Below are 26,060 nucleotides of genomic sequence, written 5' to 3'. Positions count from 1 at the left end.
TCCTGTCGGCCGCGCCCGCCACAGCATCTGCTGCCTCCGCGCCGGCTGCCTCCGCGCCGGCTGCCTCCGCGCCGGCTGTTGCGGCGTCGGCCGATGCTGCGTTGGGCGATGCTGCGCCGGCCGACTCCGGCCTGGGCATCGCCGCGCCGAGCATCGCTGTGCTCGGTAGCGCTGTGTCCGGCAACGCTGTGCCGAACAACGCCGCGCTGGGAAGCGCCGCGCTCGGCAACGCCGCGCCGGACGGCACCGCGGTTCGCGAAACGTCGGTGGCCTCTGGGCCCGCCTCGCTCGCGGTGGGCGCGGAGCGGGCCGGGCCGCTGTGGCGGTGGGCGGTGGAGGAGCACCGGTTCACCGGGGAGGATCTGGTGCTGGCAGCGGTCGCGCTGGCGGTACGGGCGCTGCGCGGGAGCGATGAGCGGCAGCACGTCACGGTGGCGGTCGAGCGGCACGGGCGCGGGGAGGAAACCGGCACGGTCGGCTGGTTCACCACGCTGTTCCCGGTCCGGCTGGATCTGGCGCCGGGCGCGGGAGCGATCGCGGTCCTCAAGGCCGTCAAGGAGACGCTGCGGGCGGTGCCGAACGACGGCGTCGGCTACGGCCTGCTGCGGTATCTCAACCCGCAGACCGCACCCGCACTGGCCGCGGCGGGCGAGCCTGAGCTGCTGGTCAACTACCTCGGACACGTGACTCAGGAACCTGAGCTTCAGGACAGCCACGAGGGTACGGAACTGGTCGCCTACACCGTCGACACCGAAGAGGGCCGGGAGTTGCGCGCGGTCGTCATCGGTGTGGGGGAAGGGTTCCGGGACGCGCTCGGGGACGCCTTCACCGCGTTGAGCCTGGGCTCAGCGAATGCGCGCGGCGGCCGTACCCCCGCTGATCTGACGCTCAAAGGTCTTTCGCAACGCGACGTCGACGTTCTCGACGCGGAGGAACCGGGCTGGCAGGACGTGCTGCCGGTGGGACCGTTGCAGGAGGGGCTGGTCGCGCTCGCACACACGGCGGGCACGCGGCTCGACGTCTACACCGTGCAGTTGCGCCTGCGATTCCGCTCGCCGCTGGACGTCGCGCGGATGCGGGCCGCGATCGAGGCGCTGTTCGCGCGGCACGCCGGGCTGCGGCTCGGATTGCGGCCGCTGGAGTCCGGACGCGTGGCCGCGGTGCTGCACGGATCCACCCGGGCGGAACTGCGCGAGCACGACGCCAGCGAGCACGATGCCAGCGAGCGCGGGGTCAGCGAGCACGATGCCAGCGAGAGCGGCGTGGTCGAGCGCGGTGCGATCGAGCGCGACGCCAGCGAGCGCGGGGCCAGTGCGCATGGTGGCACCGCGCGCGGCATCGGCGAGCCGGATGCCGTCGAACACGCACACGGCGAGCACTCGATCGGCGACCGCGGCGACGACGTCGCGGCGAGGCGGAGGATCGAGCGGTTCGATCTGCGCCGGCCGCCGCTCTTCCGATTCGATCTGGTCGCCGGGACCACGCTGATCATCACCGGGCATCACGCGGCCTGGGACGGCTGGTCCGCACCGATCCTGGTCCGCGATCTGCTCGACCTCTACATCGGACGGACGCCGGAGCCGGACGGCTCCCGCGCGCATCTCGCCTATCTGCGGGAACTGGCCGCCCGTGACCCGCGAGCCGACCTGTCCGCCTGGCGCACGCTGCTGAACGGTCTCGACGGCCCCACGCTGCTGCTGCCCGACGCCGCGGGCGTGCTGCCGCCGGAGGCCGCGAGCGCGGAGGAGGTGTTGCCGTCCGAGCTCCGCGCGACGTTGCCGGAATCGCTCGGCGATGCGTTGCGCCGCCGGGCCGGCGCGCGCGGCCTCACGCTGAACACGATGCTGCAGGGCGCCTGGGGCCTGCTGCTGGCGCGGCGCACCGGGCGCCCGGACACCACGTTCGGCATCACCGTGTCCGGGCGGCCGCCGGAGATCGACGGTCTGGACCGGGCGATCGGCCTGTTCGTCAACACGGTCCCGGCGCGGTGCGAGATCAGGCCCGGGGACACGCTCGGTGACCTGCTCGCGCGGCTCCAGGACCGGCAGGCCGCGACCGCGGCGCACCACGGGACCGGTCTGGCGGCCGTTCAGCGGGCCGCCGGTCTCGGCACGCTCTTCGACACGCTGCTGGTGTTCGAGAACTACCCGCTGGACGAGTCCGCACTGCTGGGCCCGGCCGGTGGCGGCGAGGCCGGCCTGATCGCGATCGAGGCCGACGACGCCACCCACTACCCGGTGACGCTGACGGTCTTCCCGGGCGACGAGATCGGCCTCTCGCTCGGCTACCGTCCCGGCCTGCTCGGCGCGGACGCCGCCGGAGGGCTGCTGGCTGAGCTGCGCGCGCTGCTGGAGCTGTTCGCGGCCGGGCTGTCGGCCCCGGTGACGGACGCCGCGCTCCCGGACACGCACGCCACGGAACGGCAGCGGGAGCCGGAGAACGCAGCGGCAGATGGCACCGAGGTGCTGCCGGAGCCGTATGCCCACGTTCCTACCTGGCCGGGAGTCCTGGCAGGGCCGACGCATTCGTCCTCGGTCCCGCGCCGAGAGCCCGCCGGCACCGCTCGGCTGTCTGACCAGTCAGGCACCGCCGCCGGACACCGGCCGCCCGGCCTCGACGGCGGCCGTTCCCAGGCCGTTGCCGAGCCCGATGCAGTCACCGATCGCGGGCGACCCGCCGCGCCACATCCGGTGAGCGAAGCACGTGACCCCGCTGACCGCTCGGACAGTCAGCCGGACCACGCCGCCGCGCTGCTGGCCGAGATCTTCGCGGACATCCTGGAGATCCCGCACGCCGGTGCCGACGACAGCTTCCTCGCGCTCGGTGGCGACAGCATCCTCGCCATCCAGCTCGTCGCCCGCGCCCGCGCCGCCGGCCTTCACCTCACGGCCGCCGACGTCTTCGCGCACCGCACCGCGTCCGCGCTGGCCCGGGTCGCCACCATGCAGCGGGGCCCGTCCGCCCGACCGGCCCGCGACGCCTTCACCGGCGCCGCACTGACCCCGATCATGTACTGGTTGCGTGACCTCGGCAGTCCGGCGGTCACCACCTACAGCCAGCACATGCTGCTGACGCTGCCGCCGGACGCCACCGAGGCCCGCCTCCGCCCGGTGATCCAGCGCGTGCTCGACCGTCACCCCATGCTCCGCGCCCGTCTCACTCCTGACTGGCGGCTCGAAGCGCGGCCGCCGGGCGCGGTGCGCGCCGAGGACGTCCTGACCACGGACGGAGCCTTCGACCTCGACCCGCACCGCGGGGACTGCACGCGCTGGGTGCTCCGGCCGGACAACACGCTGCTGGTCGTCGCGCACCACCTGGTCGTCGACGGCGTCTCCTGGCGTGTGCTGATGGCCGACCTCGCCACCGCCTGGCAGGGCACCCCGCTGCCCGCGCCGGGCGCCGGCTTCGACGACTGGACCTCGCTGCTGACCGCGGACGCGGCCACGCGCGGGGCCGAGCTGCCGCACTGGCGGCGCGCACTGGACGCGCCGGAGCCGTTCCCCGGCCTGCGGCTCGACCCGGAGAAGGACACCGCGGCCACCCGCCACGAGCTCACCGTGAGCCTCGGCTCAGCGGAGACCGAGTCGCTGCTCAGTTACGGTGCGGAGGAGATGCTGCTGGCCGGCCTGGTGCGCGCGCTGGGCGACGCGCCGGTGTCGATCCTGCTGGAGGGGCACGGCCGCAACGACGACGTGATCGACGCGGACGTGAGTCGCACGGTCGGCTGGTTCACCAGTATGTACCCGGTACGCCTGGACGGCGGCGACCCGGCCAGGATCGCGGCCACGCTCAAGGGCGTCCCGGCGCACGGGCTCGGCTACGGCCAGCTGCGGTACCTGCGCCGCGAGATCACCGCGCCGGAGCCGCAGATCCGCTTCAACTACCTGGGCCGGTTCACGGCCGGCGGGCGACGCGATTTCGCGCCCGCGGACCGGACCGAGCCGATCGGCGGGCACGTCGATCCGGCGCTCCCCATCCCGTACCCCCTGGATGTGACGGTGTCGGCCGTTGACGCCGCGCTGCACCTCCGCCTGGCCTGGCCGGCCCGGCACCTGGACGAGCCACGGATGCGGCGGCTCGCCGACGACTACCTGCGCGCGCTGCGGGACCTCTCCGGTCTGCGCGCGCCCGATCCGGACGACGCGATCCTCGTCGACATCGACGCGGACGAGCTCGACGACCTGTGGAGGAACCAATGACCGCCGGCCTCGAGGACATTCTGCCGCTCTCCCCGCTGCAGCACGGCCTGCTGGTCTGGGCGTCCTACGGGGACGCTGCCGCGGACGTCTACGCCGTGCAGCGCGCGTTCGACGTGGAGGGCCCGGTCGATCCGGACCTGCTCAGGGCCGCGGCCGAGAAGGTGTTGCAGCGGCACCCCAACCTGCGGGCCGCGTTCCGCTTCCGGCGCAGCGGCGATCCGGTGGCGCTGGTGCCGCGCGCGGCCGCGCTGCCGTGGCGCGTCGAAGACCTGACAAACCTTGCCGAGGGTACGCGTGCGGCCGCGCTGGACCGCATCGCCGCGGACGAGCGCGCCCGCCCGTTCGACCTGGGCCGCCCGCCGCTGCTGCGTCTCACGCTGGTCCGCCTGCGGGACGAGCGCTGGACGCTGCTGCTCACGTTCCACCACATCCTGCTGGACGGCTGGTCCGTCCCGCGCGTGGTCACGGAGCTGTTCACGCTCTACGGCACGCGCGGCGACGACGCCGGGCTCGGCGCTCCCGTCCCGTACCGCCGATATCTGTCCTGGTTGTCCACTCAGGACCCGAAGAGGTCGGTCGCGGCGTGGCGCGACTATCTCGACGGCGTCGAGGGCCCGACACTGGTCGCGCCCGGCGCGGACCTGCACGGTCACAGCACCCCGGCCGAGATCACCGCGTTCCTGACCGAGGACGAGACGGAGGCGCTGCGCGCGCTGACCCGGCGCGCGGAGGTCACCGCGAACACCGTGCTGCAGACCGCGTGGGCGCTGGTGCTCGGTGAACTGACCGGCCGCGCGGACGTGGTGTTCGGGCTCAGCGGATCCGGGCGCTCACCGGACCTGCCGCGCGCGGACGAGATCATCGGCTTGCTCATCAACACGATCCCGGCCCGCGTCGCACCGCGCCCCGGCGAGACGCTCGCGGAGCTGCTGTCCCGCGTGCAGGCCGGGCAGGCGGGCCTGCTGTCGCACCAGCACGTGCGCCTCGCGGAGCTGCACACCGGCGGCGGCGAGCTGTTCGACACCTACGCGGTCTTCGAGAACTACCCGCTCGACCGCGGCGTGCTGGACGCGCTCGGCCGCCGCGCCGGGCTGCGCGTGCATGGCGTCGAATCCGTGGAGGGCAGCCACTATCCGCTCGGCGTCATCGCCACGCCCGGCGAGCGGCTGCGCCTGGACATCCGTTTCCGCGCGGACGCGATCCCGCGGGAGACGGCCGAGCGGGCCGCGCGCAGGCTCGGCGACACGCTGCGGACGATGATCGAGAACCCGTCGCAGCGGTACGCCCGGCTCCCGCTCCTGGACCCGGCCGAGCGCGCCGACCTGCTGGAGGCCCGCAACCGCACCGAGCCGGCGCCGCCGGCCGCCACGTTCCCCGAGCTGCTGGCCGCGACCGGCGACGACGACGCCGTGATCCACGAGGGCACCACGCTGAGCTATCGCGAGCTGGACGCGCGCGCCACGCTGATCGCCGGTCGCCTCGCCGCGCGCGGCATCGCGCCGGAGAAGGCCGTGGTCGTGGCGCTGCCGCGCTCCGCGGACCAGGTGGTCGCGATGCTGGCCGTGCTCAAGGCCGGCGGCGTGTACGTCCCGGTCGACACCGACTACCCGGCCGAGCGCGTCGCCTACCTGCTGGAGGACGCCGCGCCCACGCTGGTCGTCACCGCGCCCGCGCATCTCGGCCTGTTACCCCGGAACGCGCCTGTCGCGCTGCTCAGCGAGCTGGAGAGCGACGGCCCCACGGCCGAGCCGGTGCCGGCGCGCCCGGACAACGCGGCCTACACCATCTACACGTCCGGCTCGACCGGCCGCCCCAAGGCCGTCGTGGTCACGCACGCCGGTCTTCCCGCGCTGGTCCGCACGGTCGCGGACGCGTTCCGCCCCGGCCCCGGCGACCGGGTGCTGCAGTTCGCGTCGCAGAGCTTCGACACGTCCGTCTGGGAGCTGTGCATGGCGCTCGGCACCGGCGCGGCCGTGGTCGTCGCGCCTCCTGAGCGGCGACTCGGGCCGGAGCTGGCGCGGTTGCTGGCGGAGGAGCGGATCACGCACCTGACGCTGCCGCCGTCCGCGCTCGCGGAGCTGCCCACGGACGCGGTCGCGCCCGGCACCGTGGTCATCGTCGCGGGTGAGGCGTGCGCGCCGGAGCTGGCCCGCCGCTGGATCGACGCCGGGCACGTCTTCTTCAACTCCTACGGCCCGACCGAGACCACGGTGGACGCCACGCTGTGGAAGGCGGGCGTTCCGTCCGGGACCGCGCTGCCGATCGGCCGCCCGGTCGCGGCCACCGGCGTCTACGTGCTGGACGCGTTGCTGCGCCCGGTCCCGGCCGGCATCCCCGGCGAGCTGTACGTCGGCGGCACCGGCCTGGCCCGCGGCTACCGTGGCGCGCCCGGCCTGACCGCCACCCGGTTCGTCGCGTCGCCGTTCGTGCCCGGTGAGCGCCTCTACCGCACCGGCGACCTGGTCCGCTGGCGCCCGGACGGTGAGCTGGAGTTCCTCGGCCGCGCCGACCACCAGATCAAGATCCGGGGGTTCCGGGTCGAGCCCGGCGAGGTCGAGGCCACGCTCACCGCGCACCCGATCGTCACGTCCGCGCTGGTCCTGGCCGTGGACGACGACGTGGTCGGCCGCCGCCTGATCGCCTACGTCACCGGTACGGACCCGGACCAGACGATCCTGCGCGCGTACGCCGGGCAGAGCCTCCCGGACCACATGGTGCCGTCCGCGGTCGTGGTCCTGGACGCGTTCCCGCTCACGCCGAACGGCAAGATCGACCGGGCCGCGCTGCCCGGCGTCGCGCCCGCCGCACTGACCACTCAGTCAGGAAGCGGCGCGCGCCCGCGCGAGGAGCTGATGTGCGGCGTCTTCGCGTCCGTGCTCGGCGTGCCCGCGGTCGCGCCGGACGACAGCTTCTTCGACCTCGGCGGCCACTCGCTGCTCTTCGCCCGCCTGGTCGCGCGCGTCGAGGCCGTTTTCGGCGCCACGCTGTCGATGAGCGACGTGTTCGAGGCGCCCACGCCGCGCGACCTCGCCCGGCTGCTGGACACCGAGGGCAGCCGCCGGCCGCCGCTCACCGCGCGCGAGCGCCCCGGGCCGCAGCCGCTGTCGTTCGCGCAGCGCCGCCTGTGGTTCCTGCACCGGCTCGAGGGCCCCAGCGCCACCTACAACATCCCGGCGGTGCTGCGCGTGCGCGGCGACCTCGACGTGGCCGCGATCGAGGCCGCGCTCGTCGACGTCGTGGACCGGCACGAGAGCCTGCGCACGGTCTTCCGGGACGATCTGCAGGAGGTGCTGGACTCGTTCGCGCTCACGTTCACCGTGCGGGACGCGACCGAGGAGACGCTGGACGCACTGCTGACCGAGGCGGCGGAGCACCGGTTCGCGCTGGACCGCGAGATCCCGGTGCGCGCGCACCTGTTCACGCTCGCGCCGCAGGACCACGTGCTGCTCGTGCTGCAGCACCACATCGCGGGCGACGAGTGGTCGGTCGGGCCGCTGTTCGCGGACCTCCGGCGCGCCTACGAGGCCCGTCGCCTCGGCCGCCCGCCCGCGTTCACACCGCTGCCCGTGCAGTACGCGGACTTCGCCGGCTGGCAGCGCGATCTGCTCGGCGCGGAGGACGACCCGGACAGCGTCGCGGCCGGGCAGGTCGCGTTCTGGCGGACCGCGCTGGACGGCGCGCCGGAGGAGCTGGCGCTGCCGTTCGACCGCCCGCGCCCCGCGGTGGCCGGGTACGCCGGTGACTACCTGATGTACGAGGTGCCCGCGAACGTCCACCGTGGACTGCTGGCGCTGGCGCGCACGCACGACGTGACGCCGTTCATGGCCGTGCAGGCCGCGGTCGCGGCGCTGCTCACCCGGCTCGGTGCGGGCGAGGATCTGCCGCTCGGGTCGCCGATCGCGGGGCGTACCCAGCCGGAGCTCGAGGATCTGGTGGGTTTCTTCGCGAACACGCTGGTGCTGCGCGTCGACACGTCCGGCGACCCCAGCTTCGCGGACCTGCTGGGACGCGTCCGCCGCACGGACCTCGCCGCGTTCGACCACGCGGACGTGCCGTTCGAGCGGCTGGTCGAGGTGCTGCGCCCGGCCCGCTCGCTGTCCCGGAACCCGCTGTTCCAGGTCATGGTGACCCACCAGCACCGGCTCGACATGGACCTGGGCGTGGCCGGGCTGCAGACGACCGCGATCCCGTTCGGCCTGGACACGGCGAAGTTCGACCTGACGTTCAGTTTCTTCGGCGACGATGCGGACGGGCCGCTCGGCGCCGGCATCGAGTTCGCCACGGAGCTGTTCGACCGGGCCACGGTCGCCGGGCTCGCGGACCGGCTGACCCGGCTGCTCACGGCCGTGGTCGCGGCGCCGGACGCGCCGATCGGGGCGGCGGAGCTGCTGGCGCCCGGCGAGCGTGCGCTGCTGACCGCCGCGCCTGAGCCGGTGAGCGGCGTGCCGCCGGTGCCGGAGATGTTCGCCCGCACGGCCGCCGCACATCCCGATCAGGTGGCGCTGATCGACGGGTCAGTCGAGGTCAGTTACCGGGAGCTGGCCGCGCGCGTGACGGAGCTGGCCGCGCGGCTGGGGGCCGGGCCGGAGGACGTGGTCGCGCTCGCGGTGCCGCCGTCGGCCGCCCTGGTCACGGCCCAGCTCGCCGTGCTGCACGCGGGCGCGGCCTACCTGCCGCTCGACACCGGCTACCCGGCCGACCGCCTCGCGCTGATGCTCGCCGACGCCCGCCCCGCGCTCCTGGTGACGACGCGGAAAACCCTTGAAGACCACGCGTGGGTACGGGACTGGAGCGGCCCGCTGCTGCTGACGGACGACGAGGGCGTGCCGGGCGAGCCGGTCGAGCCAGGCCGCGTCAGCCCTGCCCACCCCGCGTACCTCATCTTCACCTCCGGATCCACCGGCCGGCCCAAGGCCGTCGTCGGCACGCACGGTGGCCTCGCCGCGCGCCTCGCGTGGGGGCAGACCGCGCTGCCGCTCGGCCCCGGGGACACCGTCGTGGCGAAGAGCTCGCCCAGCTTCATCGACGGCACGACCGAGCTGCTGGGCGCGCTCGTCGCCGGCGCCACCGTGGTCGTCGCGGACGCGGACACCCGCCGCGACACACACGCGCTCGCCACGCTCATCGCCACCCACCGCGCCACCCGGATGACCATGGTTCCCAGCCAGCTCCGTGCGCTGCTGGCCGAGGACAGCCTCGGCTCCGTCACACGGTGGATCACCAGCGGCGAGCCGCTCACCCCGGACCTGGCCGCCGCGATCCCCGGCATCACCGACCTCTACGGCTGCTCCGAGGCCAGCGGCGACAGTCTGATCCGTCAGTCAACGGCGGACGCGGCGTTCACCGGCGTGGTCACCGGCACCGCCGCCTATGTGCTGGACCGTCACCTCCGGCCGGTCCCGCCGGGCGCGACCGGCGAACTGTACCTGGCCGGCGCCGGCCTGGCCCGCGGCTACCGGGACGCGCCCGGCCTGACCGCCACCCGCTTCGTCGCCTCCCCGTTCGCGGCCGGCGAGCGCCTCTACCGCACCGGCGACCTGGCCCGGCGCACGCCGAGCGGTGGCCTCGCGCTCCGTGGCCGCGCCGACTCCCAGGTCAAGATCCGCGGCGTGCGGGTGGAGCCGCGCGAGGTCGAGGCCGCGCTCGCCGCGCTCGACGGCGTCGCGGAAGCGGCCGTGCTGGCCCGCACCGCCGCGAGCGGTGACACGGAGCTGGTCGCGTACGCCGTACCCGCGGAGGACTTCGATCCGGTGACCGTGCGTCAGGCGCTGCGTCGCACGCTCCCGGCGCAGCTCGTGCCCGCCGCGCTCGTCCCGATCGCACGGATGCCGCGCCTGCCCGGCGGCAAGACCGACCGCCGCGCGCTCGCCCGCCTCGACTCACCGATCAGTCAGCCCGCGGCGGACTCGGACGGCAGCGAGCGCGAACGCCTGCTGGCGCAGACGTTCGCCGAGGTGCTCGGCCTGCCCGCGGTCGGGCTGGACCAGGACTTCTTCGACCTCGGCGGGCACTCGCTGGCCGCGACCCGCCTGGTGTCCCGGATCCGCACCGTCTTCGGCGCGGAGGTGCCGCTGCGCGCGGTCTTCGAGTCCCCGACCGTGCGGGATCTGGTCTCCCGCCTGGGGAACACGCCCGCACGCACACCGATAGTCGCGCTGCAGCGGCCGGACCGCATCCCGCTGACGTTCGCACAGCGCCGCCTCTGGTTCCTCGACCGCCTTGAGGGCCCCGGCACGGTCTACACGATCCCGCTGCTGTCCCGGCTGCGCGGCGACCTGGACGTGGACGCGCTGCGCGCCGCCGTGGCGGACGTGATCGCCCGCCACGAACCGCTCCGCACGCTGCTCGTGGAACACGACGGCGAGCCCTGGCAGCAGATCCTCGGCACCGCGCCGGACCGGTTCACCGTGCACGGGCCGGGCGACGCTGTCCCGCAACGCTTCGCGCTCGACGCTGAGCCACCGATCAGGGTCGGGCTCGTCGGGACCGGCCCCGGGGAATGGCTGCTGCACATCGTGCTGCACCACACGGCCGCGGACGCGCTCTCCACCGGGCCGCTCGTCGACGACCTCGCCACCGCCTACACCGCGCGCCGGGCCGGGCACGCGCCCGCCTGGCAGCCGCTCCCGGTGCAGTACGCGGACGTCGCGCTCCGGCAGCGCGACCAGGAGGGCGACCTCGCCTACTGGCGGGACCGGCTGGCCGGCGCGCCCGCGGAGCTGACGCTGCCCACGGACCGCCCCCGGCCCGCGCTGCCCAGCTACGCGGGCGGCACGGTCAGCACCGCGCGCCCGGACGGGCTGGACACGCTGGCCCGCACGCTCGGCGTCACGCCGTTCATGCTGTTCCAGGCCGCGGTCGCGGCGCTGCTGTCCCGGCTCGGCGCGGGCGACGACATCCCGCTCGGCGCGCCGGTCGGCGGCCGCACGGATCCCGCGCTGGAGCGCATGGTCGGCTTCCTGGCCGACACCGTGGTGCTGCGCACGGACGTCTCCGGCGACCCGGCCCTGGCCGAGCTGGCCGCGCGCGTCCGGGACGCGGACCTGGCCGACCTCGCCCACGCGGACGTGCCGTTCGAGCGCCTGGTCGAGGCGCTGAAGCCGGAACGCTCCCGCGCACGCCACCCGCTCTTCCAGATCATGGTCAACCAGCATCGCGCGGGCCGGACCGGCGTGCGGCTGGACGGTGTCCACAGTGAATCCGTCGCGCAGGCGCCGGACACCGCGAAGTTCGACCTGAGCTTCCTGCTGGAGGACGACGCGGTCTCGCTCAACTACGCCGCCGACCTCTTCGACCACGGCACCGCGTCGACGCTGCTGCGCCGGCTGAGCGCGATCCTGGAACGGCTGCGCCCCGGGACGCGGGTGTCCGAACTGGACGTGCTGCTGCCGGAGGAACATGCGGCGCTGATCGACCGCAACGACACGAACCACGAGCTTCCCGGCGGTACGGTCGTCGACCGCCTGATCGAGGCCGCGCGCACCCATCCGTACGCGATCGCGCTGCTCCCGGACGGCGGCGAACCGGTCACCTACGCGGAGCTGAACAGGTCCGCGTCCGCGCTCGCCCGCGCGCTGCGCACCCGCGGTGTCGCACCCGGAGACGTGGTAGGCGTGCGCATCCCGCGCGGCCCGGAACTGGTCACCGCGCTCTGGGGCGTGCTGCGCGCCGGCGCCGCCTACCTGCCGATCGACCCCGAGTACCCGGACGAGCGCGCGGAGCTGCTGCGCGCGGACGCCGGCGCCCGCCTGGTGCTCGGCGCGGACGACGTGCGCCACTGGTCCGCCGGCCCGGCCGCCCAGCTGCCACCGCCCGCCGCCGGATCGGCCGCCTACGTCATCTACACCTCCGGCTCCACCGGCCGTCCCAAGGGCGTGCGGGTGTCCCATCGCGCGCTGACCAACCGTCTGGAGTGGATGCAGGACACGTTCCGTCTCCGGGACGGCGACGCGGTGCTGCAGAAGACGCCGGCCACGTTCGACGTGTCCGTGTGGGAGTTCTTCTGGCCCGCGCTCGCGGCCGCGCCGCTGGTCATCGCGAAGCCCGGCGGGCACCGCGACCCGGACTACCTGGCCGCGCTGATCCGCCGCTCACGCGTGACGGTCGCGCACTTCGTGCCGTCGATGCTGCGGGAGTTCGTCGCCGCCGCCCGCGCGGGCGCCTGCACGAGCCTGCGCCTGCTGGTCACCAGCGGCGAGGCGCTGCCGGACGACCTGGCCGCCGCCACCCGCGGGCTGCTGCCGCGCGCCGCGCTGCACAACCTCTACGGCCCCACCGAGGCCACGGTGGACGTCACCGCCTGGCACGTGACGGACGAGGTGAGCATCGGGCGCCCGATCTGGAACACGCGCGCCCACGTGCTCGACCGGTGGCTGCGCCCGGTCCCGGACGGCGTCGCCGGTGAGCTGTACCTGGCCGGCGTCCAGCTCGCGGACGGCTACCTCGGCCGCCCCGCGCTCACCGCGGAACGCTTCGTGGCCGACCCGCATGACCGGGGGAAACGCCTCTACCGGACCGGTGACCTGGCCCGGTGGCGGCCGGACGGCGCGCTGGACTACCTCGGCCGCACCGACCTCCAGGTCAAGGTGCGCGGCCTGCGCATCGAACCGGGCGAGGTCGAGGCCGCGCTCACCGCGCTGCCCGGGATCATGGCCGCGGTGGTGGTGGCGCACGGCGACCGGCTGGCCGGCTACGTCACGCCCGCGCCCGGTCGCCGCCCCGACCCGGCCGGGCTGCGCGCCGCGCTCGCCGGCACGCTGCCCGCACACCTGATCCCGTCCGTGTTCGTGGTGCTGGACGCGTTCCCGCTCACCACCAGCGGCAAGGTCGACCGGAAGGCACTGCCGGACCCGGTTCCCGCGCAGACCGGCGGCGCGGCGCCGCGCGGGCTCGGCGAGGAGGTGCTGTCCGGCGTCTTCGCGGACCTGCTCGGCCTGGACCGGGTCGGCGCGGAGGACGATTTCTTCACGCTCGGCGGCCACTCGCTGCTCGCGGTCCGGCTGGTCTCCCGGCTGCGGACCGTCTTCGGCACGCAGCTCGCGCTGCACGACGTGTTCGACGCGCCGACCGTGCGCGCGCTCGCGGAACGGCTGAGACGCGGCGGCGACCGACCGGTCCTGCGGTCCCACGACCGGCCCGCGAGGCTCCCGCTCTCCCCGGCGCAGCAACGGCTGTGGTTCATCGACCGGATGGACGGGCCGTCCGGCACCTACAACATCCCGTTCACGGCACGGATCAGCGGCCCGCTCGACCTGGACGCGTTCCGGCAGGCCGCCTCGGATCTGGTCGCCCGGCACGAGATCCTGCGCACGGTCTACCCCGCGCCGGCCGGGCTGGCCGAGCAGTCGGTCAGACCAGCGACCGAGATCACGATCTTCTCCGAGGGCACGGCCGAGGAGGCGGTCCACCGCCCGTTCCGGCTCGACGACGAGATCCCGATCCGGTTCCACGTGTTCACCGAGAGCGCGGACACGCACGTCGTCGCGGTCGTCGTGCACCACATCGCGGCCGACGAGTGGTCCGCCCGGCCGCTCTTCACGGACCTCGCCACCGCGTACGCGGCCCGCCGGTCCGGAACCGCGCCGGTCTGGGACACGCCGCTGCCGGTCCAGTACGCCGACTACGCGCTCTGGCAGCACGACCTGCTCGGCGCCGGCGACGACAAGACGCCGCTGGCCACGGAACAGCTCGCGTTCTGGAGCGCCGCGCTCGCCGGCCTGCCCGAGGAGCTGTCACTGCCCACGGCCCGCCCGCGCCCGGCGGTCGCGAGCTACCGCGGTGAGACGGCCCGCCACCCGCTCGCACCGGAGACCGCGGCCCGGCTCCGCGCGGTCGCGGCCACGCACGGCGTCACCGTGTTCATGCTGCTCCAGTCCGCGGTCGCGGTGCTGCTGCACAAGCTCGGCGCCGGCACCGACCTGCCCCTGGGTACCCCGATCGCCGGACGTGCGGACGCCGCGCTCGACGACCTGGTCGGCTGCTTCCTCAACACGCTGGTGCTGCGTACGGACGTGTCCGGCGATCCCACGTTCGCGGCGCTGCTGGACCGGGTGCGCCGCACCGACCTGGCCGCGTTCGCCCACTCCGACCTGCCGTTCGAACGCCTCGTCGAGCACCTGGCCCCGGCCCGCTCGCTGTCCCGGCACCCGCTGTTCCAGGTCGTCACCACGCACCGCTACGCGGACCAGGACGGATTCGGGCTCGACGGCGTCACGGTGGCGCCCGAGCCGGCCGAGTTCACGATCGCGAAGTTCGACCTCACGTTCGTCATCGAGGAGGACGCGGCCACGAACGACGTCACGCTGGAGCTGACCACCGCGCTCGACCTGTTCGGCACCGGTGACGGCGACCGGCTGCTCGGCCGCCTCGCCCGCGTCCTCACCGCCGTGCTCGCCGAGCCTGAGCAGCGGATCAGCACGGTACGGGTGCTGGCCGACGACGAACGCGAGCTGCTCCTGCACGGGTGGAACCGGACCGCGCGCGACGTGCCGTTCGCGGACCTGGCCGGCCTGTTCGAGACGCAGGCCGACGCCCGGCCGGACGCGATCGCGCTGGTCGACGGCGAGCGCGAGCTGAGCTACCGGCAGGTGGACGCGGCCGCGAACCGGCTCGCCCACGTGCTGTGCGGCCGTGGCGCGGGGCCGGAGCGGATCGTGGCCGTGGCCGTGAAGCGGTCGGCCGAGGCCGTGGTCGCGATCCTGGCGGTGGCGAAGACCGGCGCGGCGTACCTGCCGATCGACCCGGACCACCCGGCCTCGCGGGTGCGGCACGTGCTCGACGACGCCCGTCCGGTGCTGGCGGTGGCGGCGCGCGCGGACGACGTACCCACGGATGGGCTTGAGGTCGTCGATGTTTCTCAGGCGTGGGGCGACGGCCCGGCCGGGCGTCCGGCGCGGCCCGCGCCTGATCCGGCACGGCTGGCCTACGTCATCTACACGTCCGGGTCGACCGGGCGGCCGAAGGGCGTGGCGGTGTCGCACGCCGGGCTCGCGGACCTGGTCGCGACCATGGCCGGTGGGTCGCGCAGCGGGCCGGGTGCCCGCGTCGGCGAGTTCGCGTCGTTCTCGTTCGACGTGAGCGTGGCCGAGATGGCCATCTCGATCCTCAGTGGAGGGACGCTGGTCCTGCTGCCGGAGCACGCGCGGGCCGGTGCGGAACTCGCCAGGTTCGCGACCGCGCAGCACCTGACGCACCTGGCGATCCCGCCGTCCGTGCTGTCCTCGCTGCCCGGCCCGGCCGCGCTCGACCCGGCGCTGACGCTGCTGGTCGGCACCGAGGCGCTGCGCCGCGACCTGATCCGGGACTGGGCACGGGACCGGCTGTTCCTCAACTGCTACGGACCGACTGAGGCGACGGTCAACGCGACGCTGTGGGCCGCGGACCCGGACTGGGCGGGCGCGGTCCTGCCGATCGGGCGGCCGGACGTGAACCGGCGCGCCTACGTGCTCGGGCCGGACCTCGCGCCGGTCCCGCCGGGCACCGTCGGAGAGCTGTATCTGGGCGGATCCGGGCTGGCCAGGGGCTATCTCGGGCAGGCGGGGCTGACCGCGTCGCGGTTCGTGGCGGATCCGCACGGGACCGGCGGGCGCCTCTACCGGACCGGCGATCTGGCGCGGTGGACCGAGGACGGGCTGCTGGAGTACCGGGGGCGCGCGGACGATCAGATGAAGGTCCGCGGGCTGCGCATCGAGCCGGCGGAGGTCGAGGCGGCGCTGCGGGATCTGCCGGGTGCGGGCGCGGCCGCGGTGGCGGTGCGGCCGGGGCCGGACGGGCGTGACCGGCTGGTCGGCTACCTGGTGCCGGCGGCCGACGGGCCCGCTCTCGTCACCGCCGATCTCGCGCGCCTGGCCGCGCACGCGCTGCCCGCCGGCATGGTGCCGTCCGCGTGGGTCGTCCTCGACGCGCTGCCGCACACCGTCGCCGGGAAGCTCGACCGTGACCGGCTGCCCGCGCCCGCGTTCGAGGAGCGCGGCCCGGCCGAGGACGCGGCCACGGACGCGGAGCAGACGCTCGTGGAGCTCTTCGCGGAGCTGCTCGGGCGCGACGACCTCGGCGCCACGGACGGCTTCTTCGCGGCCGGCGGCGACAGCATCCTCTCCATCCAGCTCGTCGCGCGTGCCCGGGAACGCGGCCTGCTGTTCTCACCGCGCGACGTTTTCGAGAACCCGGCGCCGCGCGACCTGGCGTCCGTGGCCACCGAGGCCGGCACGGCCGTGCACGATCCTGGCAGCGGCGAGGTGCCGCTCACACCGATCATGCGGGCGTTCGTGAACGCGGACCCGGCCGTGGAGACGTTCGGTCAGGCGCTGCGGTTCCGGCTCCCGGCCGGACTGACCGCGCAGACGGTCAGGGGCGGGTTGCGCGCGCTTCTCGGCCATCACGACGCGCTGCGCGCCCGCCTGGAGCCGGGGCGCCTGGTCATCCCGGCGGAGGTGCCCGAGCCCGCGCTGACCGTGGTCGCACCCGGCGACGAGCTCCCGCTGGAGACCGCCCGCGCCGGCCTCGACCCGTGGCGCGGCGCGATGACGCACGCGCTCTGGCGCGACACGGAACTGCTGCTGCTCGTCCACCACCTGGTGATCGACGGCGTCTCGTGGCGCATCCTCGCGGCCGACCTGGAGGCCGCCTGCACCGCGATCCACCACGGGCGGACACCGCGGCTGCGACCGGTCCCGACGTCGCTGCGCTCCTGGGCGCGGGCGCTGCCCGAGGCGGCGCTGGCCCGCGAGCCGGAGGCCCGCTACTGGCGCGACGTGCTGACCGGCGTCACGCCCGCACCCGGCGCGGGCACGCTCGACACGGTCGCGCAGCTGACCCGCACGGTCCCGGTGGACGTCGCCGCGCCGCTGCTCGGCGCCGTGCCCGACCGGCTGCGCGCCACGGTCAACGACGTGCTGCTGGCCGCGCTCGGCCTGGCGCTGCGCGAGTGGACCGGTGGCGACCCGGTCATCGACCTGGAGGGCCACGGCCGCCAGCAGGAGATCGTGCCCGGCGCCGACCTCACGCGCACGATCGGCTGGTTCACCACGGTCTACCCGGTCCGGCTCCCGACCGGCGACGCCGTCCTCACGGCCGCGGAGACGGATCCGGCCGCGGCCGCCCGCGTGGTCGCGCAGGTGCGGGCGTCGCGGGAAGCGGTGCCGGACCACGGCATCGGCTACGGCCTGCTGCGCGAGATCGCGCGGCACCCGTCGCTGACCGGCACGCCCACGCCGTGGATCGCGTTCAACTACCTCGGCCGGATCGGCGCGGCCAGGCCGGACGGCTCCGGCTGGCGGATCGAGGGCGGTCTCGGCGGCACCGTCGACGGGCACCGCGCCGCTGATCACGTGCTCAGCATCGACGTCACGGCGGTGCCCGGTCCGGACGGGATCACGCTGCGGGCCGTGTTCGCCTACGTCTCCACCGCTCTCGAGGAGGAATCCGTGGACCGACTGGCCGCGCTGTGGCTGCGGGCGTTGCGGGCGGTCTCGGCCGCGGACGCCACCGTCCGGCTCACCCCGGCGGACGTGCCGCTCGCCGGGCTCGATCAGGCGCAGCTGGACCGGATCCAGGCGCGGTGGGCCACCCGATGAGCGCGATCACGGACATCCTGCCGCTCTCCCCGCTCCAGGAGGGGCTGCTCTTTCTCAGTGGGTACGCGGACGACGGCCCCGATCCGTACACCGTGCAGCTCGTTCTTGATCTGCACGGCCCGCTCGACGCACAGCGGCTCCGGGCGGCGGCCGGCGCGCTGCTGGACCGGCATCCGCACCTGCGCTCCGCGTTCTGGACCGAGGACGTGGACCGCCCGGTCGCGCTGATCCCGGACCGCGTCGATCCACCGTGGACTCTCACGGACCTGAGCGGCGAACCAGGACGCGCGGACGCCGTCGCGGCCACGGAACGCGAGACCCGGCTCGACCTGTCCACGCCGCCGCTGTTCCGCTTCCACCTGCTGCGCCTCGGCCCGGACCGGCACCGGCTGCTCGTCACCAGCCATCACCTGCTGCTCGACGGCTGGTCCACGGCGCCGCTGATCCGCGAGCTGCTCACGCTCTACCGTGCGCCCGGCACGCTGCCCGCGCCCGCGCGGTACCGCGACTACCTGGCCTGGCTCGCCGCCCGCGACCGTGCCGCCGCCACCGAGGCGTGGCGCGCGGACCTGGACGGCGCGGTCTCCTGCACGCCGTTCACCGGACCCGGCAAGCCGTCCACCCTCGTCCGCAAGCAGCAGGTCACGGTGGACGGCGCCGGGATCATCGCGCTCACCCGGGAGCTGGGCGTCACGCTCAACACCGTCCTGCAGTGCGCCTGGCTCACCGTGCTGGCCGCGCTCTCCGGCGGCCCGGACGTGGTCACCGGCCAGGCCGTCTCCGGCCGGCCCGCGGAGCTGCCCGGCGCGGACGACATGATCGGGCTGTTCCTCAACACGGTCCCGGTGCGGCTGCGGCTGCGGCCGGACGAGCCGTTCCGCGACCTGCTCCGCCGTCACCAGGCCACCCAGGCCGCGCTGCGCGAGCACGCCTGGCTGGACCTGCCCGCGATTCTCACCGCGGGCGGCCACGGCGAGCTGTTCGACAGCCTGCTCGTCGTGCAGACGTTCCCCGGTGTGCCGTCGCAGGCTGACGGAGCGGTCAGTGAGCTGACTGTCCAGTCGGTCGAGGGGCACGACGGCTCGCACTACCCGGTGATGCTCACGGCCGCACCCGGCGACGGCCGCCTCCGCCTCGAACTCAAGCACCGCGAGGGCGTGCTGCACGGTGCCGCGCCGCTCGACCACCTGCTCCGCGTCCTCGATCAGATCACCCACGATCCGGGGGTACGCACGCGCGCGCTCACGATCGCGGACACCGCGCCGCTGACCGGGCCGCGGCTCGGCGCGGTACCGACCGGCGACGTCTCCGCGCTGCTCAGCCCGGCCGACCCGGCCGCCACCGCGTTGATCTTCGACGGCGCCGGCATCACCGCGGGTGAGCTGCACGCGCGGGCGGACCGGCTCGCCGCCGTGCTCCGCGCGCGCGGGATCGGCCCGGAGTCCGTGGTCGGCCTCGCCACCGGCTACCGGCCCGAGCTGGTCGTCGCGCTGCTCGCCGTGCTCAAGTCCGGCGCCGCCTATCTCCCGCTCGACCTGGACCACCCGCCGGCCCGCCTCCGGCACATGATCGGCACGGCCCGCCCGGTGCTGCTGCTGACCACGGAAGCGCTCGATTACGACGTGCCCCAGCTCAATGTCGCGGCACCGCTGACCGGTGGAGCATCGCGAGACGCGGGCAGTGCTGACCCGCTGCGGGATGCGGGCAGCGCCGGGACGCTGCGGGATGCGGACAGCGCTGACGTGCGGCGGGACTCAGGCGGCCCCGGCGCGCCACCTGCCGCGCCGCCGGCCGCCACGGCGCTCCCGTGCGCCGACATCGAACCCGGTCACCCCGCCTACGTGCTCTTCACGTCCGGGTCGACCGGCACGCCGAAGGCCGTCGTGGGCACGCGGGGCGGCCTGGTCACCCGGCTGCGCTGGATGCTGGACGCGGAGCCCGCACAGCCCGGCGACGTGGTGCTGGCCAAGAGCTCGATCGCGTTCGTCGATGGCTCCACGGAACTGCTCGGCGCGCTCGCCGCCGGAGTGCCCGTGGTCCTGGCCGGGCGCGACGACCGCCGCGACCCGCTCGCGCTCATCGACCTGATCGAGAAGCACCGCATCACCCGGCTCACCGCCGTGCCCACGCTGCTGCGCGCGCTCGCGGAGCACGGCCGCGGCCGGCTCGGCTCGATCCGGCTCTGGATCGCCAGCGGCGAGCCGCTCACCCCCGCGCACACCGCCGGACTGACCGCGCGCACAGTCAACCTCTACGGCTGCTCCGAGGCCAGCGGCGACAGCACCTACCTGGCCGACGCCGGACGCGCCCCGCACCTGGGCACACCGATCGCCGGCACCGTCGCGCACGTGCGCGACGCGTGGCTGCGCCCGGTCCCGGCCGGCGGCACCGGCGAGCTGTACCTTTCCGGCGACGGCCTGGCCCGCGGCTACCTGGACGCGCCGGCCGCCACCGCGCAGCGGTTCGTCGCCGCGCCCGACGGCCGGCGGCTCTACCGCACCGGCGACCTGGTCCGGCGCCGCACGGACGGTGGTCTCGACCACCTCGGGCGCACGGACGACCAGGTCAAGGTGCGCGGCCACCGCATCGAACCGGCCGAGATCGAGGCCGTCCTCGCCACCGCCCCGGGCGTCGCGGCGGCCGCGGTCGCGATCCACGACGGCCGCCTCGTCGGATATCTCACGGCCGCCCCGGGCACGACCCGCCTCGACGTGCCCGATCCCGGTGCGCAGCCCGCAGCCCGGCCGGACGCCGCCGCGGCGCGCGTGGCCGCACCGGACCTTGCCGCAGCGCGCGCGGATGCGCCCGGCCCGGCCGGGGCGGACCAGCCCGGCCCGACTGCGACGCGGACGCTCGACCTCACCGCGATCCGCGCCCACGCCGCCGACCGGCTCGCCGCGCACCAGATGCCGTCGATCCTGGTGCCGCTGGACCGGCTGCCGATGACGCCGACCGGGAAGCTCGCGCGCCGGGAGCTGCCGAAGCCCGACCCGGCCGCGCTCACCGGCACCGACCGTCCGCGCACGCCGGACGAGCACACGCTCGCCCGTGTCTTCGCGGACGTGCTCGGCCTGCCCGAGGTCGGCGTCAACGACGGCTTCACCGAGCTGGGCGGCGACAGCATTCTCTCCATCCGGCTGGTCAACCGTGCCCGCGCGGCCGGCCTCCCGCTGCGCCCCCGGGACGTGTTCGAGCACCGGACCGTGGCCGCGCTCGCCGCCGTCGCCCGCCACCACCGCGCCGAGGACGCGGGCGACGGGGAGACGGTGCTGGGCGCGTTCCGGGACCGGCACGCCGCGCTCCTGGAGGATCCCGGCGTCGAGGACGTGCTGCCGCTGACCCCGTTGCAGGCCGGCATGTTCTTCCTCTCCGGGTACGACCGGGAGGCCCCGGACGTCTACACGATGCGCCTGCGGCTGCGACTGCGCGGGACCGTCGACGCGCCGCGACTGCGCGAGGCCGCGCGCCGTGTGGTCGCCCGTCATCCCGCGCTGCGCGCCGGGTTCGTCCACCACGACGGCGAGCCGGTGCAGATCGTGCGCGCGGCCGCGGACCCGGAGTGGAACGGCCCGGACCGCCGCTTCGACCTCGGCGCGCCGCCGCTGATCCGGTTCGCGCTGCGCGGCGACGTGCTGACCATCACGAACCATCACCTGATTCTCGACGGCTGGTCCGTACCCCTGCTGGCCCGTGAGCTCTTCGCGACCTATGCGGGCCTGGACGACGGCCGCGCGCCGGTCACCGGTCACCGCGACCACCTGCGCTGGCTGGCCGCACGCGACAGCGCCGCGGCCGAACGCGCCTGGCGGGACGCGCTGGACGGACTGCCCGGCCCCACGCTCGTCGCCGGCCCGGCCGCGGGGGACGGCGGCGGCGCGCAGCTGCTGCCGCTGACCCTCCCCTCAGGACAGTCCGAGGCGCTGACGGCGCTGGCCCGCGGCAGCGGCGTCACGCTCAACACGATCGTGCAGCTGGCCTGGGCCACCGTGCTGGCGCGCACGACCGGCCGGGACGACGTCGTGTTCGGCGCGACCGTCTCCGGGCGGGATGCCGGATTCCCGGAGGCTGAGTCCACGCTCGGGCTGCTCATCAACACGGTGCCGGTCCGGGTACGCCTGCCGCGTACCCTCTCGATCCGCTCTGCCCTGGAGACCGTGCAGGCGGAGGCGGCCGCGCTGCTGGAGCACCGGCACGCCGGGCTGGCGGACATCCTGCGCTGGTCCGGGCAGCGGGAGCTGTTCGACACGCTGCTCGTCTTCGAGAGCTTCCCGATCGACGAGGACGCGCTGCGCGCGGCCGAACGGGCCGGCGGCCTGGACGTGACGCCGCTGGCCGGCGAGTCGGTGACGCACTATCCGCTGACGCTGACCGCGCTGCCCGGCGACCGTCTCGACCTGGTGCTGGAGTACCGCCCGGACCTGTTCACGCCGGACGCGGCCGCCCGGATCGGCGACCGGCTCCTGGCCGTGCTCGCGGCCATGCTGACCACCCCGGACGCGCCGCTGGCCGCGTTGCCGTCCGCCGCGCCCGCGGAGCGGGATCTGGTCCTGCGGTCGTGGAGCGGCGCGGACGCGGACCTCACGGGCCCGCTCCTGCCGGCCTTGTTCAGGGACCGAGTGCTCAGTCAGCCCGGCGCGCCCGCGTTCGCAGGCTGGAGCTTCGCCGAGGCGGGTGCCGCGGTGGAACGTGTCGCCGGCGCGCTGCAACGGCACGGCGTCGGACCGGAGGACCGGGTCGCCGTGGTCGCGTCGCGCACGCCCGAGGCGATGATCGCGATGCTGGCCGTGCTCGCGGCCGGCGCCGCCTACCTGCCGGTCGATCCCGCCTACCCGGCCGAGCGGATCCGCTGGATGCTCGACGACGCCCGCCCGGCCGCGCTGCTGCACACGCCGGACCTGACCCCGCCGCCGTTCCCCGGCCCGATCCTGACCACGGACTCAGCAGGCCCGTTCACGCAACCGTTGCTGGACGGGGAGAACCCCGCCTACGTCGTCTACACCTCCGGATCCACCGGGACGCCGAAGGGCGTGGTCATCCCGCACGCGGCCATCGCGAACCTCTACCGCAGCCACCGCCGCCACCTGCACGAGCCAACGGCACGGCTCGCCGGCCGGGAACGCCTGCGGGTCGCGCACGCCTGGCCGTTCGCGTTCGACGCCGCGTGGCAGCCGCAGCTGTGGCTGTTCAGCGGCCACGCGGTCCACCTGGCGACCGAGGACGAGCGCACCGACCCGGCCGCGCTCGCCACGCTGATCGAGCGCTCAGGCATCGACTTCGTCGAGGTCGCGCCCGCGATGCTGGCCGCGCTGGACGACCTCGGCGTGTTCGCGGCGGACCGGAGCACGCTGTCGATGATCGGCTTCGGCGGCGACGCGGTGGGAGAGCGGCAATGGCGGCGGCTAGCGGCCACGCCCGGACTCGCCGCCGTCAACCTCTACGGGCCGACCGAGTGCACAGTGGACTCGCTGGCGGCGTTCGCGACGGACGCGGAACGGCCGGTGATCGGGCGGCCGGTCGACAACGCGCGCGCCTACGTGCTGGACGCGAACCTGAGCATCCTCCCGCCCGGCGTCGCCGGTGAGCTGTACCTGGCCGGGGCCGGACTGGCCCGCGGCTACCTGCACGCGCCCGCGGTCACGGCGTCCCGGTTCGTGGCGAACCCGTTCGGCGGACCGGGGGAGCGGCTCTACCGCACCGGCGATCTGGTGCGCTGGACCGCGGAGGGCACGATCGACTACCTCGGGCGGGCCGACGACCAGGTGAAGATCCGCGGCTACCGGGTCGAGCTGGGCGAGGTGCAGGCCGCGCTCGCGGCACACCCGGACGTGGCCCAGGCCGAGGCGGCCGCGCCCGCGCTGGACAACGGGCGTCGCGTGCTCGCCGGCTACGTGGTGCCGCGTTCCGGGCGCGACGTCGACGTGGCGGACCTGCGACGGCACATGGCCGCGACGGTGCCGGACTTCCTCGTACCCGCGGCGTTCGTGGTGTTGCCCGCGCTGCCGTTGACCGGCAACGGGAAGGTCGACCGCGCGCGCCTGCCACGACCCGACCTGGCCGCGGAGTCCTACCGCGCGCCCGCCACCGCCACGGAGAAGGCGCTCTGCGACGCGTTCGCCACCGCGCTCGGCGTGGAGCGGGTCGGTGCGGACGACGACTTCTTCGCGCGCGGCGGCGACAGCATCGCCACGCTCCGGCTCGTCGCCCTGATCCGCGAGACAGCGGACCTCAGCCCGCGGGACGTGTTCACGCACCGCACGCCCGGCGCGCTGGCCGCCGCCGGAAACCCCCACCCCAAGGAGAACGCATGACCGAGATACCCGACCCGCACGTCACGCGGCGGCGGTTGCTCGCGGGCGGTGTCGCCACCGGCGTCGCGGGCGCGGCGCTGCTCACCAACGGCGAGGTGCGCGAGCTGCTGAGCACCGGCTCCGGCGACGTGCTTCCGCGGACCGTCCCCGTCGCCGAACAGCAGCGCCTGCCCGGACGGGTGCCCGGGAACAGGACCGTGAAGATGGTGTCGGCCTATCCGGAGCCGCTCACGCCGTACCGTGACGCGCTGCCCGTTCCGAAGGTCCTGCGCCCGGAGAAGGGACGCGGCGGGCGGCCGTCCGAGCTGGTCGTGCCGATGCGCGTGGCGAAGCACAGGTTCCATTCGCAGCTGGGACCGTCCACGGTGTGGGGATTCGACGGTACGGTGCCGGGTCCCACGATCGAGGTCCGCCGGGACGAGCCGGTGATCGTCCGCTGGATCAACACGCTCAACGGCACGATGCCGCTGCGCGCCTGCGCGCCGATGATCGCCTTCGCCGACCCGCCGCTCTGGGACCGTCCCGGCACCGACGGCGCGCCGCTGCTGACCGACGTGTCGAACCTTCCACCGTGGACCGTGGTGCACCTGCACGGCGCGGAGACCGGCATGGACAACGACGGCTGGCCCGAGGCCGGCGTCCCGTCCGGGCAGGCGCAGGTCGCCGAGTATGCGAACGGTCAGCGGGCCACGGCGCTCTGGTACCACGACCACGCCATGCCGATCTCACGGTGGAACACCATCGCCGGGCTCAGCGGCCTCTACCTGATCCGCGACTCGGCCGAGGACAAGCTCGGGCTGCCGTCCGGGAAGTACGAGATCCCGCTGGTGCTGGTCGACCGCAACTTCGACCTGGACGGGGCCGGGAAGCTCACGCCGTTCCAGCTCTACAAGACCGTCATGTACGCCACCGAGCCGGAACTGCTGGCCACCAGCTTCTCCGGGCCGTTCACCTCGGTCAACGGCGTGATCTGGCCGCACCTGGACGTCGAGCCGCGCTGGTACCGCTTCCGGGTGGCGAACCTGTCCAACGTCCGGCCGTACCACCTGCAACTGACCTTTGAGGACGGTTCCGCCGTCCCTGAGTCGGCGATCAGGCTGATCGGCACGGACGGCGGGCTGCTCGCGGCGCCGGTCAACGCGGGCACGGTGAGCGTGCTGGCGGCCGAGCGCGCGGACATCCTGATCGACTTCGGCGCGTTCAAGGGCAAGAAGCTCATCCTGAAGAACGCGGACTACGACCCGGGGCCGTGGCCGCAGGTCATGCAGTTCCGCGTCGGCACCGGCCGGGGCGGTGGCGCCGCGCCGCCGGCCCGCCTCGACGGTCAGTTCCCGAAGCCGGGCACCGCGGCCGCCAGCCGCATGATCATGTTCCCGCCGCTCGGCACCGGGCAGATCGAGCAGTGGGAGATGGAGGAGACCACCGCGCCGGCCGGCCCCTTCCCGGTCGACGGGATCGTGCAGGTCAAGGGCCCGGACGGCGGGATCAAGACCTACAAGCGGGTGGCGCGCGGCTTCCACGACCCCGCACGCTTCATGGTCAGGACCGGCGACTGGGAAGACTGGACCTGGATCAACCTGGACGTCGGCGGCTGGCCGCACCCCCAGCACGTCCACGCCACCCACTTCAAAGTGAAGAATCGGCACTTTTACGATGTGGCGGAGAAGTGGGAGTTCATCCTGGATGATGCCGATCGCACGGTCGGCGGCGGCACGATCGCCCCGATCGAGTACCGCGAGGTGCTCCCCGCCGAGGACTCCGACGCCGGCTGGAAGGACGTCGTCTCCGTCAACAACGGCGAGGCGGTCACGGTCACGGCCCACTTCGCGCACAGCGGCCGCTTCCTGCACCACTGCCACATGCGCGACCACGAGGACATGGGCATGATGCGCCCGTTCGTCGTCATGCCCGCCGAGGTCCTCAAAATCGAACACCAGGCCGGCCACCCCATGGAGAACCCCGGCCACGCCGGCCACTGA

The 26,060-nt window shown here is 74.7% G+C and carries 4 protein-coding genes (1 of these 4 only partly in view); all 4 read left to right on the top strand.

Annotated elements, in window-relative coordinates:
- Tightly spaced (each overlapping or abutting the next), the 4 genes in view from OP04_RS07630 to OP04_RS07610 form a layout consistent with a single transcriptional unit that may run on beyond the window.
- Positions 1-4,199, top strand: partial view of a non-ribosomal peptide synthetase gene (locus tag OP04_RS07630; RefSeq protein WP_033338808.1) — the 3' portion only. Its footprint begins 7,483 nt before the window's first position; the window shows 4,199 of its 11,682 coding nt (coding positions 7,484-11,682); its start codon lies beyond the left edge, outside the window; the stop codon is at positions 4,197-4,199.
- The gene (locus OP04_RS07625; RefSeq protein ID WP_033338807.1) at positions 4,196-17,773 is read left to right on the top strand and encodes a non-ribosomal peptide synthetase; all 13,578 of its coding nucleotides are present in this window, start codon (positions 4,196-4,198) and stop codon (positions 17,771-17,773) included. Before OP04_RS07630 ends, OP04_RS07625 begins: the two co-directional genes overlap by 4 nt.
- The gene (locus OP04_RS48385) at positions 17,770-24,081 is read left to right on the top strand and encodes a non-ribosomal peptide synthetase (RefSeq protein ID WP_157239437.1); all 6,312 of its coding nucleotides are present in this window, start codon (positions 17,770-17,772) and stop codon (positions 24,079-24,081) included. Before OP04_RS07625 ends, OP04_RS48385 begins: the two co-directional genes overlap by 4 nt.
- Complete coding sequence (locus tag OP04_RS07610) at positions 24,078-26,060, top strand: multicopper oxidase family protein (RefSeq protein ID WP_051797250.1); 1,983 nt, start codon at positions 24,078-24,080, stop codon at positions 26,058-26,060. The genes OP04_RS48385 and OP04_RS07610 overlap by 4 nt, the downstream gene beginning before the upstream one ends.

The sequence above is a fragment of the Catenuloplanes japonicus genome, from assembly GCF_000717135.1.
Classification (GTDB): Bacteria; Actinomycetota; Actinomycetes; order Mycobacteriales; family Micromonosporaceae; genus Catenuloplanes; species Catenuloplanes japonicus.
This window is presented reverse-complemented; position numbering and strand designations above follow the sequence as displayed.

Coding starts and splice junctions, on each gene's coding strand:
- OP04_RS07625 (WP_033338807.1), top strand. CDS start 4,196: ATGACCGCCGGCCTCGAGGACATTCTGCCGCTCTCCCCGCTGCAGCAC.
- OP04_RS48385 (WP_157239437.1), top strand. CDS start 17,770: ATGAGCGCGATCACGGACATCCTGCCGCTCTCCCCGCTCCAGGAGGGG.
- OP04_RS07610 (WP_051797250.1), top strand. CDS start 24,078: ATGACCGAGATACCCGACCCGCACGTCACGCGGCGGCGGTTGCTCGCG.